General features: G+C 62.8%; 13 protein-coding genes. 4 read left to right on the forward strand and 9 right to left on the reverse strand.

Annotated features, from left to right (window positions below; genetic code table 11):
- Positions 1-18: 18 nt before the first annotated feature.
- The 3 genes from BSF40_RS29365 to BSF40_RS29375 all read right to left on the reverse strand — a co-directional run bounded on the left by BSF40_RS29365 (position 19) and on the right by BSF40_RS29375 (position 3,006).
- On the reverse strand, positions 19-1,131 hold the full coding sequence (locus BSF40_RS29365) for an SCO family protein (RefSeq protein ID WP_095967965.1): 1,113 nt from the start codon (positions 1,129-1,131) through the stop codon (positions 19-21).
- Positions 1,132-1,154: 23 nt separating this feature from the next.
- Positions 1,155-1,376, reverse strand: coding sequence for a hypothetical protein (locus tag BSF40_RS29370; protein ID WP_095967966.1), 222 nt, complete (start codon positions 1,374-1,376; stop codon positions 1,155-1,157).
- Positions 1,377-1,560: 184 nt separating this feature from the next.
- Positions 1,561-3,006 (reverse strand): HAMP domain-containing sensor histidine kinase, encoded by a 1,446-nt coding sequence (locus tag BSF40_RS29375; RefSeq protein ID WP_095967967.1) that lies wholly within the window; start codon positions 3,004-3,006, stop codon positions 1,561-1,563.
- Positions 3,007-3,282: 276 nt separating this feature from the next.
- On the opposite strand from BSF40_RS29375, the gene BSF40_RS29380 reads away from it, so the two are divergent.
- From BSF40_RS29380 to BSF40_RS33300, 3 genes are read left to right on the forward strand one after another with little or no spacing between them, the layout of a single operon-like run.
- Positions 3,283-4,629 (forward strand): hypothetical protein, encoded by a 1,347-nt coding sequence (locus BSF40_RS29380; protein WP_095967968.1) that lies wholly within the window; start codon positions 3,283-3,285, stop codon positions 4,627-4,629.
- Between the two features lie 35 nt (positions 4,630-4,664).
- On the forward strand, positions 4,665-6,914 hold the full coding sequence (locus BSF40_RS29385) for an Ig-like domain-containing protein (protein WP_095967969.1): 2,250 nt from the start codon (positions 4,665-4,667) through the stop codon (positions 6,912-6,914).
- A gap of 57 nt (positions 6,915-6,971) precedes the next feature.
- Positions 6,972-7,133, forward strand: a complete 162-nt coding sequence (locus BSF40_RS33300) for a hypothetical protein (RefSeq protein WP_256585793.1) — start codon at positions 6,972-6,974, stop codon at positions 7,131-7,133.
- Here the strand turns inward: BSF40_RS33300 and BSF40_RS29395 are convergent.
- The 6 genes from BSF40_RS29395 to BSF40_RS29425 form a co-directional block, all read right to left on the reverse strand.
- Complete coding sequence (locus BSF40_RS29395) at positions 7,091-8,476, reverse strand: DUF1254 domain-containing protein (RefSeq protein ID WP_095967970.1); 1,386 nt, start codon at positions 8,474-8,476, stop codon at positions 7,091-7,093. The two genes, BSF40_RS33300 and BSF40_RS29395, sit on opposite strands and share 43 nt — an antisense overlap.
- On the reverse strand, positions 8,473-9,822 hold the full coding sequence (locus BSF40_RS29400) for a DUF1254 domain-containing protein (RefSeq protein ID WP_095967971.1): 1,350 nt from the start codon (positions 9,820-9,822) through the stop codon (positions 8,473-8,475). The genes BSF40_RS29395 and BSF40_RS29400 overlap by 4 nt, the downstream gene beginning before the upstream one ends.
- Positions 9,823-9,979: 157 nt before the next feature.
- Entirely contained in the window at positions 9,980-11,317 is a 1,338-nt protein-coding gene (locus tag BSF40_RS29405; RefSeq protein ID WP_095967972.1) for a DUF1329 domain-containing protein, read from the reverse strand.
- Between the two features lie 11 nt (positions 11,318-11,328).
- Entirely contained in the window at positions 11,329-13,155 is a 1,827-nt protein-coding gene (locus tag BSF40_RS29410; RefSeq protein ID WP_095967973.1) for a DUF1302 domain-containing protein, read from the reverse strand.
- A 376-nt stretch (positions 13,156-13,531) separates the two neighbouring features.
- Positions 13,532-14,938 (reverse strand): FAD/NAD(P)-binding protein, encoded by a 1,407-nt coding sequence (locus BSF40_RS29420; protein ID WP_095967975.1) that lies wholly within the window; start codon positions 14,936-14,938, stop codon positions 13,532-13,534.
- 14 nt (positions 14,939-14,952) lie between these two features.
- Positions 14,953-15,516 (reverse strand): helix-turn-helix domain-containing protein, encoded by a 564-nt coding sequence (locus BSF40_RS29425; RefSeq protein WP_095967976.1) that lies wholly within the window; start codon positions 15,514-15,516, stop codon positions 14,953-14,955.
- 21 nt (positions 15,517-15,537) lie between these two features.
- Here BSF40_RS29425 and BSF40_RS29430 point away from each other — a divergent pair, with 21 nt between their 5' ends.
- The gene (locus BSF40_RS29430; protein ID WP_095967977.1) at positions 15,538-16,536 is read left to right on the forward strand and encodes a DMT family transporter; all 999 of its coding nucleotides are present in this window, start codon (positions 15,538-15,540) and stop codon (positions 16,534-16,536) included.
- Positions 16,537-16,642 lie beyond the last annotated feature (106 nt).

The raw sequence follows: 16,642 nt of genomic DNA on the forward strand, positions 1-16,642 counted from the left end.
CACGAAACTATTTCGAAGCTATTGCATTTGGGGCACGTTCGGTTGTGCGACTGAGTGATGCTGTTCAGGTTCCTCGCTACCACTGGCCAGTGGCGCCACTGGCGGATGCTGACGGTCGGTTTCTTCTTGCAGGAAGTCGATGATGGACTGGACGGACTTCTTGTCCAGCCGCAGGTTGGGCATCGAGATCCTGTTGTAGCTTTCGAACAGCTGCATCGCAATCGGGTCCTTTTCCGCCAGCATGCGATCCGGTTCGCGGATCCAGCGGTTGAGCCAGGCCGGATCGCGCTGACGGGTCACGCCGATCAGGTCCGGGCCGATGCTGCGCACACCAATGCCCTGCCCGTCCGTTGGGCCGAGGCTGTGGCAAGACGCGCAGCGGGTGCGGAACAGCTCTTCGCCATTGCTTGGCGGACGAATGTCCGGTGCATCGACGTAGCTTTCTTCCACGCTGGGCTGCTTCCAGTTCTGCAGGGTGTTGGCCAGTTGGTCGGCCAGAATCCACGGATTTTCGAACGGCGAGGCTTTCATCCAGCGGCCCGTTTCCTGGTTGCCGACGATCAGGCTCAGGTTGTGGTCCTTGTTGCGCCCGTTATCGATGCCGTCGATGAACAGGCCCAGTTTCTGCCGCAGCTCGGTGACGTCGGCGAATTCCCCGGTGAGGAATTTCCACCCGGGCCCCACCTGGAAGCGTTGCGCATAGGCCTTGAGTACCTCGGGGGTATCGCTCAGGGGGTCGATGCTGATGGAGTAGAAGAAAATGTCCTTGCCGACCCTGTCTCCCAGCAGTTTCTGCACCTGGCGCAGACGCGCGGTTTCCAGGGGGCAGGAGTCGCTGCACGTGGTGAAGATGAAATTGATCACCACCACCTTGCCTTTGATCATGTCATCGAAAAAACGCAGTTGCTTACCGTCCTGGTCGGTCAGCAGGGTGTTGGGGAAATAGTCGCCGCCCCACGGGGTGGCGTCCTCAACCACAGCGGGTTCGGCAGCGGCTGCCGGAGCCGGTGCGGGCGTCGACAATGGCTGGCTGGCGACCAGCAACTGGCTGGCCAGCAAACCGGTCACCAACATCAGCACCAGGTGCATGCCCAAAGCGCGTGAGCGTGGTGAATACGTCTTCATGTTCATGTCGACACCCTCCCTGTTCCAGTTCAGGACTGAAGCCGTTGCGATTGAGGAAAGTTGGCAGTGCGGCGCAACGAGTCAATGGCCGTCGGTGGAAACGGCAAGGGCGCCGCGGGCGTGGTGGGGTAATCAAAACGGGCCTGCACTGCAGGCAACAGAGCGTTCTGCCCCCGCGCGATGTTGCGTGAGCCTTTGACCCCGTCAGGCAAATCGAAGAATTCTTCGCTGCACTGCGCTTTTTTTTCCATCACCAGCCGCCTTGATGTCGTGAAGGGGGGTGATGGTGGTTTTGCAAGGATCTCGCCAGTTCTGTAACTGTTTTATGCAAGATCATTAACATTTGATAAACAATGGCTTATCAACATCAATGCGCTACGACCGGGGAAATGACTGGGGATTTGACCCGATAACGGGGAAAGTTCATCCCCATTTTCAGGGGACGAGATTAAATGAAAGCCGGACGGTGGTGCCCTCGCCTTCACGGCTATCGAGGGTCACTGCCCCGCCAAAACGCTCCATGATCCGCTTGACCAGCACCAGCCCGACGCCCAGCCCGCCCTGCTTGGTTGTGAAGAACGGCCGGAAGGCCATGGTGCACTGTTCTTCGCTCATGCCTTTGCCGGTATCGCTGACCGTCACGCTGACACGCTGGGCTTCGCGCGGCTCGATCCGAATGGTCAGTGTTCCGCCGTTGTCCATGGCTTCCACCGCGTTGGACAGCAGGCTGTTGAGGATCTGGGTCAGTTGCACGTGCTCGCTCAGGACCATGGGCGTCTGGTCCGGCTCGAACACCACGTTGACCCTGGCCTTGCGGATCTGCTGCTCGTAAGCCAGCAGGCTGTCGTGCAGTGCAGCCACCAGGTTCACCGGTTCAGCCTCGTCATTGAGCGGTCGCAGGGACTGGAGCAACTCCCGTACCCAATTCGACATGCGATCGACCTGTCCAATGATGTCGTTGATGTTGCCGTGTGCCGGACCGTCGTCGAACTCTATCGCCAGCTCGGCGCTTGAACGGATGTTCGCCAACGGATTGCGCAAACTGTGGGCGACCGCCGAGGACATCTCCCCCAGCGCGACGAAGGTTTCGTTGGTGATCAATTGCTTCTGCTGCGTCACCAGCAGGATCGCCGCACGCCGCACGATCCAGAACAGGCCCAGGTAAATCAGAGCGCCGCCCAGGGCGGTCGCCAGCCAGATCAGCACCAGACCGCGCTCCATGCGGTTGATCAGGTCCTGCGGTTCCTTGTAGATCTCGACCATCGCCGTGACGGTGGTGCCATCGGCGTCGAACAGGGGAATGTAATTCTCGAGGAAGATGAATTTGGGGGGCACCACGAACTTCTGCTCCATGCGGGATTTGTCCACATCGTGGTAACTGGCCGACACGGAAATCCTGGAGTTGAATGCCCGTTCGAGCTCTTCATTGTCATGAATCGTGGTGCCCATCAAGGACGGATTGGTGGACCAGATCACCATGCGGTCGGGGGCATAGATATTGGCCAGGATCACGTCCGGCAGATTTTCGATATGGTCGAGGAACTCATCACGGGCACTGGCCCGGACCAGCGGGTCGACGTCGGGAAAGTCCTTGTCTGTTCGTGGGTCGAGCAACTGGCCCATGGTCCGCACGTTGGGAATCGACACATGGCGCACCTCGGCCAGGGCAATCGCCTGAACGAACTGTGAGGTCAACAGCGCATCGCGCTGCACGCTTTCGGTAATCACGAACCGCGTGGACACCGCCCCCAGCGCCACCGCCACCGTGCCGATCACCGCCATGCTGATCAGCGAAAACCAGCGCAACAGATCGAACGGCTGCTTGCGCGTTCTCAAGCGGACTTCGCTTTCGCTCGCAAGCACTTTAGCGATTGTGGTCATGGACACCTTCCCGGTAACCCCCCATTGGTTTATAGCCCACCCAAGGCAGTTTGCCCGAACCCGGGGACTGCGGTTCCCCTGCGCCCCTGCGCCCCCTTTACCCCCAATGTTGGGGACAACCGCCCGTTTGATCACTTCCCGGTCTATCGGCCACGACTGCGTCAACGCCTTTGTTCAGGCCTCTGCCGGGCGTTTTCGCTGATTGGTATGGAAGTTGCCCCTCCCTGGCAACTGACCCATCCCCAAAGGGCAGGTACTTCGACAGAGGGAATACCCATGCACCCTTTTCTGTGCAAAACCGCGACCGCGCTGGGCGTGATCGCTCTGGCCCAAGGCATCGCCCAGGCAGCGCTGTTTGCCGTAGACCCGGGACCCTACCTGCCAGCCAATGGCAACTTCGCCGCCTGGTATCAGGATGCCCACGGCCGAACCCTTGACCTGTGCTTGTCAAAGGCTGTCAGTTCCAGGGTTGCCAGCGCGCCTGGCGCTCCGACTTACATGTGCTCGTTGATCCCTAACCCCGGGATTTTCGACGACACCCAACCGTTGGTCTTCCCGACCAATTTCCCCGACGAAGCGTTCTGGGCGACAGGCGAAACGACCATCGTCGACGCCGCCCGAGGCATCGACCTGACCTATGTCTCGGCGCTCGAAGCCGCCTTCAGCGGGGGTGATCCGCTGGAGGGCGATCAGATCAGCTTCGCCCGTATCCGTATCCGCGTCGACGTGCCCGTCGCCGGCACCTATGTCATCACCCACCCCTATGGCGTCGAGGTATTCAATATCGACACCCCCGGCCGGCGGGCGATCAACATGACCCGGGACATCGGCATCGGTGCGCCAAAAACCTATGACGGCGCGCTCAAGGGTGACGTCGGGCCGTTCCTGCGCAGCGTCAACGGCCCCTACACCGAGACCAACCCGAGCACGGGCCAGGCGGAAAAATTCGTCGGCGATCCGAACCTCAACGAAGCCGTGACCGGCAGCCCGTTCAACACCAACTACGTGCGTATCGAAGGCCCCAATGGCCTGGACTTGCGCACCAACCTCTTCGCCGTTTCCGGCAAGTTGTCATCGGTGGTCCGGCCGACCCCGGTCATCGCCGAACGCAGCACCTACTCGCGACATGCCGGCGCCAGCGCACCGGTGGCCCAGCAGGATGTGTTCGTGTTGGCCCCACCGCCACCAGCCAGCGTGACCCTGACCAGCAACAACCCGGTACTGAACTTCTCTGAAGCGGACACCACCGGCCACTGGTATGCGCAGTCGCCGAACAATCCGACCCTGCCGGGCACCTTGCAGGTGACCGCCGACAACCACCTGGCGATCACCAGCAGCACGCCGACCGTCTTGCCCATGCCGCTGACCGACCTGGTGACGATCTCACGTGCCGAGTACAGCCTGAGCACCGGGCAAATCAGCATCACGGCCTCGACCAGCGACGAAACCTCGCCACCGGTGCTCACCGCTACCACCGGCTCCGGTCTTGCCATCGGCGCCCTGAGTGGCGACGGCGCCGTGAAAAGCCTGGCCACCGGCATCACACCGATTCCGCCAGCCCAGGTTCGCGTGACGTCATCCAATGGCGGCAGCGATACCGAAGAAGTGGTCATCGTGCAATGAACGCTCACATGCCCGGATCCTCATCAGGAGGCATCATGAACAAATGGCCACGCCTGGCGGTCAACGCCCTGGGACTGACTCTATCGCTGTCCGGCAGTGCTTTCGCGCAACTCGCCGCCGTCGATCCCGGCCCCTACACCTTTGCCACCGGGAAATTCCCCATCTGGTATCAGGACAACAATCAGCTGTCGATGGAACTGTGCCAGTCCCGCGCCGTCAGCACACGGGTCGCTGCCAGTGTGCCACCGGCGTACATGTGCACCCTGCTGCCGACACCCGGGATTTTCGACGACACCCAGCCGATGGTGTTCCCGGATAACTGGCCGGACGAAGCCTTCTGGTACCTGGCCGAAACCAGCATCCCCGACAATGCCGCCGGCTATGGCATGGACGCCTATGTCGCCGGGATCGAGGCTGCCTTTGCCGGCGGCAACCCGGTCGACGGCGACCAGATCAGCTTCGCGCGGATTCGCATGCGGATAAATGTTCCCACTGCCGGGACCTACACCATTACCCACCCCTATGGTGTGGAAACGGTCAACGTCACCACTCCCGGACGTCGTGCGATCAACATCACCCGGGACGTCGGCATCGGTGCACCGGGGGTTTTCAGCGGTGCGGTCAACGGTGCGATCGGACCGTTCCTGCGCAGCGTCAACGGCCCCTACACCGCGGTGAATCCGGACACCGGCGCCATCGAAACCTTCATCGGCGACCCGAACCTCACCGAGGCCGTGACCGGCAGCCCCAACAACACCAACTTCGTACGCATCCAGGGCCCGGCCGGGACCCTGCAGACCAACCTCTTCACCGTGGCCGGCAAGGTGCTCGACAGCCGCGCGCAAACCGCGGTGGACTTGAGCCGTGCCACCTACCGGCGCACCGCCGGCACGGGGGGCAACAACACCCGGGTTGAAGTGTTCGCCAAAGCCGACAATGGTTCGACCCTGTGCTTTCGCGAAAGCATCGCCCTGGTGCCCGGCCCGCCGCCGACGCCTTGCCAGACCAACATGGTGAGCGATGACAACGGCACGTTCTTCGCCCAGCATCTGCTGGCCAACGGCACCGTGCCGCCGGTCGTGGTGGTCACCGCCACCAACCCGGCCGGCACCACCCGCCCGACCGCGGTGTCGAGCAAGCTCTCGGACCTGGTGAAAATCCAGACCGCCAGTTATAGCTGGAGCAACCACAGCCTGCTGATCGAGGCTACCTCCACAGACGAAGTGGTGGTACCGGACATGGTCGCCCAGGGTTACGGACGGCTGTCGAAAACCGGCACCCTGCAACGTCTGACGGTGGCTGACCTGTCCCAACCACCTGCAACCGTCACGGTGAAATCCGCCGCCGGCGGCAGTGACACCGAGCCGGTCGTAGTCGTCGGCACTGCACCGGACACCGGCGCGAACCAGGCACCGATCTGCGTCGCCGATACCGGCAGCACCAGCTTCGGCGTGCCGATCACCCTCAATCTGCTGGCCAACGACAGGGACCCTGATGGCAACACGCCGCTGAGCATTACCGCGCTGACCCCACCGGCTGCCGGCCAGGGCACCGTGGCATTGAGCGGCACCACGGCGGTGGTCTACACCCCTCCCGCCGTGGTCAACGCGCCGCTGACCGCGACCTTCACCTACAAGGCCCAGGACGTCAAAGGCCTGGCCTCGACGACGGCGGCAACCGTGACCATTACCGTGGCGCCTAACCGGCCTCCGGTGGCGGTCGCCGATGCCGTCACGACACTGGGTGTGGCGATCCCGATCAGCGTGCTGGCCAACGACACCGATCCGGAAGGCAACCTGCCGCTGGCCGTCGCCAGCTTCACTCCACCACCGACAGGTCGCGGCACCGTCAGCAGCAACGGCACGGTGCTCACCTACACCCCACCGGCCTCCGTCCCCACGGCCTTCACCACGACCTTCACCTACTTCGCCCGGGACAGCTTCGGCGCCGTGTCGACGACGCCGGCCACGGTCACGGTGCAGGTTTCGCCACGGCCTGTTGCGGAAACCTTCGCAGTGACCACCGCAACGGTCAGAGCCCGCTCCAACAACCGCTTCACCTGGGACTTTGCCGGCACCTCATCGGTGACCACCGGCAACACCATCACCGTCAAGGTCACTACCCCTGCCGGGCTGGTCACCCTGGGCACCACCTCCGTACCGGTGAATGGACGCTGGAAGTTGACGGTGAACAACACCACCACGGTGGTTCCGTCGGCCAGCCCGACCGCCACGATCAGCTCGTCCCAAGGCTCCGTGCGCACGGTGCCGGTGATCGCCAACTGAGCCCGCGCCCCATCAGCCACACTGGTTGATGGGGCCGGTTTCACCTCGGACAGCCCCATGAAAACATCGACTGGCGCCCTGCTCTGCCTGGTTCTGCTGTGCGGCATTACAGGCGTGCACACCGACGATTTGATTGGAAACGACGACCTCGGCCCCGGTGGCGGTACGGGCGCGGCTCAGGCAGACACCACTTCAACCACCGGCATTTGCCAGCGTTGATTGACCACCTGCTGCCCGGGCCCATACAGGCGCAAGATCAGGGTGAACGCCCCGCTCGCCGGCGTCGGCAACCAATTGCTCTGCTCAGGCGGCGTGGTGTTCTGCAAGATCAACGTCAACCCGCCGTCCGCGTCCATCTGCATATGATCCCGACTGCTCAGGCCGTAACGATTGATCGGGTTGGCCACCAGTTGTCGGTCCGGCAAGTCATACAACGTCAGCGACCAGAACTCGCTGGCGGGCGGCAATTGACCCGGTGCGAAACGCAGGCGATAGCGTCGCCCGCCCTGCAAGGGTTGCCCTTGATTATCCACGCGAGTGCCGGTGTAGAAGGCCTCCTCCACACTGTTGCCGTAAATGCCGACATTCGCCGCAACAGCGCGGTTGAGGTAATTGCCGTCCAGTGTTTCGCGCGTGCCGAACAGGCCGAGGGTGGTGCGTACCTGGCTCACCGCCGTTTGCAGTTGCGCCTGGGCGTCCTGAATCCCGGCGAGCAGTGCCTGGCGAGTGGCTGGCGGCAACGTCGCCGGGTCGAAGCCCTGGCCGGGCACGATGCCGATCCGCGCAAAGCGTGCGCGCAAGGCTTGCTCGGACGGTTGCGTCGGACACAGGCTGAGGATCTGGTTCAACACCGGGATAAACTCAAGCCCCAAGCCGGTCTTGCTGTCCCAGGGTTGCCAGTCAATGACGGGGGCGGCCACAGGCGCTGCACTGCCGACATATTCATGCAACGAACGCAAACCGTATTGCTGCTGCAAGGCACGCACCGCCGGCAGGTCGCCGGCGTTTTTCAGACCCGTTCTGCCAAGCACCATGACGATTTCGGTTTCGCTGCGCAGCACGGCCGTGACGCCGTCCGGTGTATGGCCTTGCCAGTCGGGTCCGGCGATCAGGTAATTTCCCGCATCGCGCCCGGTGCTGAGCACGCCGACATAGGCAAAGTTGTGGGTGTACTGGTCGACCAGTTGCAGCACGTAGTAGCGGTCATCAGGCACGGCCGGCACACTCAGCACTTGCGGCTCGCTGCGCAGGTCGAGCCAGGCCCAGGAATACGGCGTGTCGTTGTTCGGCGTGACGATGTCGCGATTGCTCGGGGTGAACAACTCGCCGTAGTGACGCAAGCGGTTGAAGCCGCCGACGTACTCCGGCGCAGACGCGTTGAGCGCCTGTTTTTCCATGGTCTGGTAATGCATGAGCATGGGGTACGCGTAAATCCACGCCTCCTTGGCAATCTGGCGAAGGTCATCGGAATCAGCGGCCAGCAACCAGCCTGGAAACATCAGGCTGCCTCCCAATACCCCCATGCCACCCAACACCCGGCGACGACTGAAAATCAGGTTCACGGTTCGATCCTCGCAATCGTCGGCAACTGATAACTCCCGTCCAGTGCCCCGCCCTTGGGCAGGTACAGGCGCAACAGCAGGTTGAACGGACCTTGCGGTGTCGGCAGCCAGTTGCCCTGCGGCGTATCCTTGGGCGCATCGGCTTGCAAGGTCAGGGTCAAGCCGCCGTCGGCATCGTAGTGTAGACCAGGGCTGCGGTCGCCCAGGGCATAACGCTGGATCGGGTTGGCGGCAAGCAGTTGGGTCTTGCCGTCGTACAAGGTCAGTGACCAGAACGCATTCACCGGCGGCAATTGCCCTGCAGGGAAATGCAGGCGATAGGCGTGCTGGCCGCTGAGCATCTGCCCCTTTGCATCATGCAGCGCCATCGGGTACAGCGCTTCCACCGCATCGTTGGCGTAGATGTAGCGCCAGGCAACCGCGGCACGGGTCAGGTCGTCGTCGCCGAACTTGCCGACGTTGGACGGCGACGGCAACCAGCCCTGCTGTTCCACCGACAGCTGGCTGGACGCTGCGCGCACTTGCTCGCGACCGGCTTCGGCGCCTTGGGCGACGGCTTCGTGCAAATCCGCCGGCGCCTGGAATGTGGCGCCCGGCTTCACACCGATGGCGGCGAAACGGGCCAGTTTTTCCTGCTCGCTGGCGCTCCATTGGTGCAGCGGCGCCAAGGCGTTGAAGGTGCTGAACAGCGCCTGCGCCGGCCCCTGTCTGGTGTCCGTGTACGCTGGAAGCTGCAGCGTTGCCAAGGCTTCAGGCGCCGCGCCGCCGCTCACGGTGGACAGTGGTTGCAAGGCGTAGCCCTTGAGCACTTGAGCGGCGTCTTTCTGATCGGCTTCGCCCTTGACCTCGGTGCGCCCCAACAGGAACACCAGGCGACTCGGCGAGCGAATCACGCCGCTGAAACCCGATGGCACTTCACCCTTCCAGTCCGGCCCGGTGATCAGGTAGCGCCCCGCTTTATCACCCGTGGCGCGGGTGCCGATGTAGTCGAGGTTGTCGGTGCGCATGTCGACCAGTTGAAAGCTGTAGTAGCGCCCCTGCACGGCCGGCACGTCCAGCACCATCGGCTCGCTGCGCAAATCAAGCAAGGCTCGGGAATAGAAGGTGTCGTTGTTCGGCGACACCACTTTGTTGTCCTGCGGGCCGAGCAAGCGCGGTTCGCTGTAGAGCCGGTTGAACGGCAACTTCGCGGCGATGGCGCTGAGTACTTTGTCGTGCTCGACGGTGGCGTAGGCGAACACGTAGGCCTCCTGGGCCAGTGCCTTCGCCTGGGGTTGATCGAGGGTTGCAGCGTGAACGGTACCCAGGCTTGCGCCCAGGGCAAGAGCGGATATCCAGTAGCGCACGGTAGATCTCCTTTAGATAAACATCGGCACACCGGCCCACTGTGGGAGCGGGCTTGCTCGCGAAAGCGGTGTGTCATTCACTCATGATGTCGACTGACACGGCCCCTTCGCGAGCAAGCCCGCTCCCACATTGGATTTGCGGTGGTTTGGCGAAGGGTTACTTGGCCCAGCGCCTCAGGTCCGACGGGGTGTAGTCGTCGGTCTTGGCGGCGAAGCCCACGCGCATCGGTTCGGTCTCTTCGTTGGCCAGGCCGCCGGCGTAGTAGCGTCCGGAGATCAGGTCGTAGGAGGTTTCCAGCACGTTGTAGGTGAAGCCGTGGTCATACTGTTGAATCGCATGCAGTTCACCGCTGCGCCACAGTTCACCGCGGCTGTCGTACTGGTCCGACTGGGCGATCTGCCAGCTGTCCTCGTCCACATAAAAGCGGCGCTTGGCGTAGATGTGTCGGGCACCCGGCTTGAGGGTCGCTTCCACCACCCACACCCGATGTTTCTCGTAGCGGGCCAGATCCTGGTTGACGTGGTTGGGCTTGATCACAGCGTCGTACTTGAGGTCGCGGCTGCCGATCTTGTAGCTGTTGTAAGGGATGAACAGCTCTTGCTTGCCCACCAGTTTCCAGTCGAAACGGTCCGGCGCACCGTTGTAGCCGTCGACGTTGTCGGCGGTGATCAGGCCATTGCTGTAACGGGCGCTGTTGTCGTAGGCGATCATCGGCGCACGCCGCACGCGACGTTGCCCCGGCAGGTATTGCCAGGCCGAACGCGGCTCGGCGACCTGGTCGATCGGCTCATGCACCAGCACCGCTTCGCCGGACAGACGCGCCGGCTCCAGCACCCGGCTCTTGAACATAAACAGCACGTTGGAGCCCGCCTCCAGGCCACTGACGGTGTCGGCGAAGTTGATCAGCGACTGGTTGCGCACGTAGCTGGTGGCGCCGTTTTCACGCACCAGCGCGGCGCTGCTGATGCGCTCGTAGCTGCCGCCGCGATAACGGGTCATGTGGTTCCACATCACCTCCAGGCCTTCGGTGGGCAGCGGAAACGGAATACCCCTGGCGTAGTCATGCAGACCGTTGCCACCATCGGCCATGCTGGTCTTGGCCACGTTGTCGCGGCTCTGCGCCAACACATCCTTGGGCAGGTTGGCGCTGCGATGGGTCGGGTAGATGTTCATCTTGTAGGTCTCGGGAAAGCGCTTGAACAAGGCGATTTGCCCGGGGCTGAGAAACTTCTCGTACTGCGCCACATTTTTTGCCGTGACGGTGAACAAGGGCTTCTCGGCCGCATAAGGGTCGCTGTAGCCGCCCTTGCTGTCGACGGTGCCGGCGTTGCTCGCCAGGCCACCGGTCCAGGCCGGAATGCTGCCGTCGGCATTGGCTGCCATTTCCGAGCCCATGGGGGTCAGGGTCTTGCCCAGGGCTGCCGAATCGGTGCCCTTGGCCTGTGCCAGGCCGACGGTGCAGGCCAGGGCCAGCACGCACAATTGCATACGCATAACGGTTCTCCTCAGAAGTCTGCCTTGAAGCTGACGGATGCGAAATCGCGGTCGTCGAGGGTGCTGTAGTCGTTGGAACCGAAGAAGGCGTTGTAGGCCAGTTCCACGCTGTAATCGTTCATGTAGACGCCGGTCAGGCTCACGCCAAGCGCTTGCTGGCCTTCCTGGAACGGTCCTTGCGGATCGTAGGAATAACCCTCGACGTCATGCCGCCAGTTGACGGCCGGAATCAGGTTGATGCCCGGCAACACATCGCTGTATTCGAGGCTGGCGCGCAGGCGATAACCCCACGACCACTCGGTGGCAAAGCCTTTGTCGGTGCAGTACTGGTTGGTGACGCCGGAAGCCACGGTGTTGCACGGCGTGCCGTTGCGCGGCGCACTGCGGCCGAACGCTGCGCTACGGCCAAGGCGCTCGTCGCCCAGATCGTCGATATGCACGACACCGGCTTCACCGAACAGGCTCAGGCGTGTGGCGCCCAGCACGTTGTCGATGGCCTGGGTGGCCGAGCCGGTCATCTGCCAGACACCCTTGCGCTCCCAGGCATCGAACTGGCTGCCATTGGTGGTGCTGAAACCGGGCGGCAATTGCACCCAGGAGCTGCCCCCCGGCCCGGAAATCACAGCGACGTTGACGTCAGGTGCGTTGATCGCCAGTGGCATGTTCGGCCGATAGCTCAGCTCACCGGCCAGGGAAATCCCGGTAACCGGTTCGACGCCGTTGAGGCTGATGCCGTACAGGTGAATGTTTTCCGGGAAGGCCGCCGCATAACTCGGCGCCTGGGTGCCACCGGGAAAGGTGCCGGGCAAGGAAGTGTTCCTGGCGTTGAGGGTGAAATACGGCAACCGCGAGTGATAGTTGATGTAGTAGATCGCCGCTTCGGCATCGTTCAGCGCCGGGATCATCTGGCGCAGGGCGAAGCCGAACTGGCCGTAATCGGACGGCGACTCATTGCCCCGGGAGGTGGCGTACAACCCCGCGGCCTGCATCTGATCGTCGGTCTGCACCTGGCTCAGGTACAACGGCCCGCACCCCGGCTGAATCACGTCGCTGCTGGCGAAGAAAGTGCCGCAACCGTCGAGGACACTGGGCCGCCAGTTGTACTGGTAGAAACCTTCGAGGTTGGTGGTGTCGGTCAGGCCGAAGCTGAAGGACACCATCTCCACCGGCAACTGGCCTTCCTTGATTTCCACGCCGGGACGGTTGAACGCCGAGATGTCCAGCGGGTTGATCACGTTGATGCCGTTCTGGATCAACAGCGCCTCGCCCCAGGACACCACCTGGTTACCGACCTTCACGTTCAGCGGATGGTCGGCCACCTGGAAGTCTTTCCAGACGTAGGCGTCGAGGACCTGGAAGCCCTTGAACTTCGACAAGTCGTCCCAGCCCGAGTCGTCGAAATCCTTGAAGCGGCCATTGCCGGTTTCATAGGCGTGGTCGTACCAGTATTTGAAGCGCAGGAACGCGCCCTGGCCCTGGCCATCGAGACTGAAATCGGTGAGGCCCTTGAAAAGCTGCGAGATAGGGTCACCCTTCTCGAAGTTCAGCCGGTTGTCATCGGCGCTGACGCTGCTGCCATTGGCATTCACGCCCTGGGCCTGCAAGGCATTGGCGCGGGTCATCAGGCTTTTGTCGGGGTTTTGCGTCGACCAACTGCTGCCCAGGCTCAGGCTGGTCCTGGTCGACAGGCTCCAGTCTTCGTTGAGGTCAAAGGTGGTGGCGCAGGCCGGCCCCGTGAGTATGGCAACAATCGCCAACGCAAGCGGTTGCGGGCGGGAATGGCCAAGCCGGTGAAGTCGTTGGCGGACTCCGGCTGTGGCCGAGCTTTTTTTTATCATTATTGGGCTCCGGTCAGGTTTGCTCAGCCCGGACACGGTGCCCAACTATCGAGCGCGACACGCAAGCGATGGCCGACAAAAAATAATCATCGGGGGGGATCTGCGGGGCGGGTGGTATTTTTTGAAGGTGTACAGGTAACGGCGACTATTGGTCCCGCCCGTACGGCGGGTCACTTTGGAAAAACGGAACGCCGCCCGGCCTGTAGGAGCGAGCCTGCTCGCGATGGAGGTCAACGATGATGCGGGGAGCCTGACACCCCGCGGTGCTCTCGGTTTTTTCGTCGGAACGCCGCCCGGAGCAAGCTCGCTCCTACAGTGGATCGGCGTACACAAACGCTCTTCACCACTCATCAGGCCGAACGTTAGCTCGCCTGCCTTAGCGCACCAGTCGCTCGGCCAGCGCCTTGGCCTGACTCGCCACATCAGTGACGGCCGTGCTTTCCCACCACAGGCCGCGCAACGGCGGGCCCATGGCAAACAGACGGCTGGCGGGCAGCCCTTCGGCGTTCAGCACCGCGCCATCGACTTCTGCCGCGATGCCCAGGGCCAACGGCCCCGGTCGCACCAGGCCACGGGCGAGCAGTTGCCGGGGCAGCGGTCGCGCGACCCGGCGCCAGTCGTATTCGATACCGCTGGAGTTGATCAGGGCAGCACCGCTGACCACGCAGGCCTGCGCCTCGCCGCGTCGTCGAAGGCGGATGTTCACCCCGCCATTGATCGAAGGCTCAAGGCCCTGGTATGACGCGGCGTGAATACGTAACCGTCCTTCTTTATACAAGCGCGCTACCAGTTCGGCACTCAAGGGTGGCGAGCGGTGGTGATGGCTTTCCCACCAGGGCCGCACATGCCGCACGAACTGCCGACGCTGCACATCCGTTGCCTGATGCCACAAGCGGCCAATGTGTGCCCGAACCGTGTCCAGTGGCGCCTGCCAGTCGATGCCCTGGGCGATGGCGTCCCGGCAGTGTCGACGCAATTCGCGCAGCAACTGGCGAGGTGTGCGGAGGTCCTGGTCCTCGGCGAGAAAATCCACCCAGGCCGGAGGCTGGCGGCGCACATGGGGCAGCAGCCCATGGCGGGAAAACACTTCGATCGGCCCGCGATGTCCGGCCTGTTCGAGGGACACCACGGCGTCGACCATGGTCAGGCCCGAGCCGATGATCATGACCGTCGATTGCGCATCGAGCTGCCGCATGGCTGCCACGTCCCACGGATCGAGGGCCGCCGCATTCAATCCGCTGGATTGGGTTTGTGGCGTGCGCGCAGCGGGAAACATCCCGGTGGCCAGCACCGCAAAAGCGCCCTGCAAGCATCGGCCGTCGCTCAAGGTCAAACGCACGGCGTCTGCATCGGCTTGCAAATCGACCACCTCGGCCTGCACATGCTCGACCGTCGAACCGATCAAGGCACCCACCGCCTGCGCTTCTGCGAGGCGCTGCCGAGCGTACAGGCCGAAGATTCCCCGAGGGGGAAACAGCTCGCTGATTGGCACGTGCTGCTGATCCGATTCCGGCCAGCCGCCGCCGGCAATGTAGTCGGTGAGCCATTGGGTCAGGTCGTCGGGGTTGTCCGGGTCGACACTCATCCGCGCCGCGTTGCCGTTGAGCGTATGGCCCAATTCCACCGCGCTGTAGGCTTCGCCCCGCCCCAACTCGGCCCTGGGTTCGATCACCAGCACCCGACGCCGGCCCGGCAATCGCATCAACTGCGCCGCCAGCATCGCACCACTGAGGCCGCCACCGACAATCAGGACATCGGCGTCATTGTTCAAGGTCTGGCCCATCCTGCTCTCCCTGTTCAGATCACCACATTACGCACAAACCGCGCCGCTACCATCCCGTCATTGCGATAACAGTGCGGTTGGTTGCTGGCGAACATGAAGAATTCACCCGCCGCAATATTCTGTGGCCGGTCGCCGAGCATAACGGTCAGGCAACCTTCGAAGACATAAATCTGCTCGCTCCAGCCATCGGCGTCCGGCTCCGAGGGATACACCTCGCCCGGTTGCAGGCACCACTCCCACTGCTCGACTTCGCGGCTGGCGCTGGCCTTGGACAGCAACACCGCCTTACTGCCGGGAATCGTGCCGGTCCAGGCCAGTTCATTGATACGGCTGGGATCGCGGGCATCGGGAGCCTGGATCAAATCACTGAAGGCAACGTCGAGGGCTTCGGCCACGCGGTCGAGGGTGGTCAGGCTGACATTCTTTTCCCCCGCCTCGATCGCCACCAGCATTCGGCGGCTGACACCGGACTTTTCGGCCAGCGCGGTCTGGCTCAGGTCGGCGGCATGACGCAAACGACGAACATTTTGGCTGACGTGCTGGAGGACCGAAGCCCGTTGGGTAGAATCTTTGTGCACTATATTGCTCACTGAGTAGGGTTGGGCAGTATACTGCGCAACATTCGGCGCATTGTGCGTCCCCCTCCAGTAGCGTGCAAGGTCATGACGTCGGTGAATTCCCCAAAGGCTTCCTCCCGTTTCACAAGGTTCAGCAAGGCCGAATGCGTGCTGGTGCTGATCACGATGGTCTGGGGCGGGACCTTCCTGCTGGTCCAGCATGCGATGACCGTCAGCGGCCCGATGTTTTTCGTCGGCCTGCGCTTTGCCGCCGCCGCGAGCATCGTCGCCCTGTTCTCCTGGCGTCACCTGCGCGACCTGACCCTGTTCGAACTCAAGGCCGGGTCGTTCATCGGCGTGGCGATCATGCTCGGCTACGGCTTGCAGACAGTCGGATTGCAGAGCATTCCCAGCAGCCAGTCGGCATTCATCACCGCGCTGTATGTTCCGTTCGTGCCATTGCTGCAATGGCTGGTGCTGGGACGGCGTCCGGGGTTGATGCCGAGCATCGGCATCATGCTGGCCTTTACCGGGCTGATGCTGCTGTCCGGGCCGGCCGGTGCGTCGTTCAACTTCAGCCCCGGTGAAATCGCCACCTTGATCAGCGCCGTGGCCATTGCGGCCGAGATCATCCTGATCAGCACCTATGCCGGCCAGGTCGATGTGCGCCGGGTGACGGTGGTGCAACTGGCAGTCACTTCGGTGTTGTCGTTCCTGATGGTGGTGCCGACCAACGAGGCGATTCCGAACTTCTCCTGGCTGCTGCTGTGCAGCGCACTGGGCCTTGGGGCGGCGAGTGCGGCGATTCAGGTGGCGATGAACTGGGCACAGAAAAGCGTGTCACCGACCCGCGCCACGCTGATCTATGCCGGCGAGCCGGTATGGGCCGGGATTGTCGGGCGCATCGCCGGGGAACGCCTGCCGGCGATTGCCCTGGTCGGGGCCGGGTTGATTGTGGCGGCGGTGATTGTCAGTGAGTTGAAGACCAAGGGTAAGGCAGCTGCGGTCGAAGAAGAACTGGAGCGGGAAACACAGGGTTAAGCCGTAGCCTCTGCTTTGTTTGTTGAATCGCTTTCGCGAGCAAGCCCGCTCCCACAGGTTCAGAGGCGTTCACATGACTTGTGTACGACGCGGACACTGTGGGAGC

This window comes from Pseudomonas sp. ACN5 (assembly GCF_002303975.1).
GTDB lineage: Bacteria > Pseudomonadota > Gammaproteobacteria > Pseudomonadales > Pseudomonadaceae > Aquipseudomonas > Aquipseudomonas laurylsulfatiphila.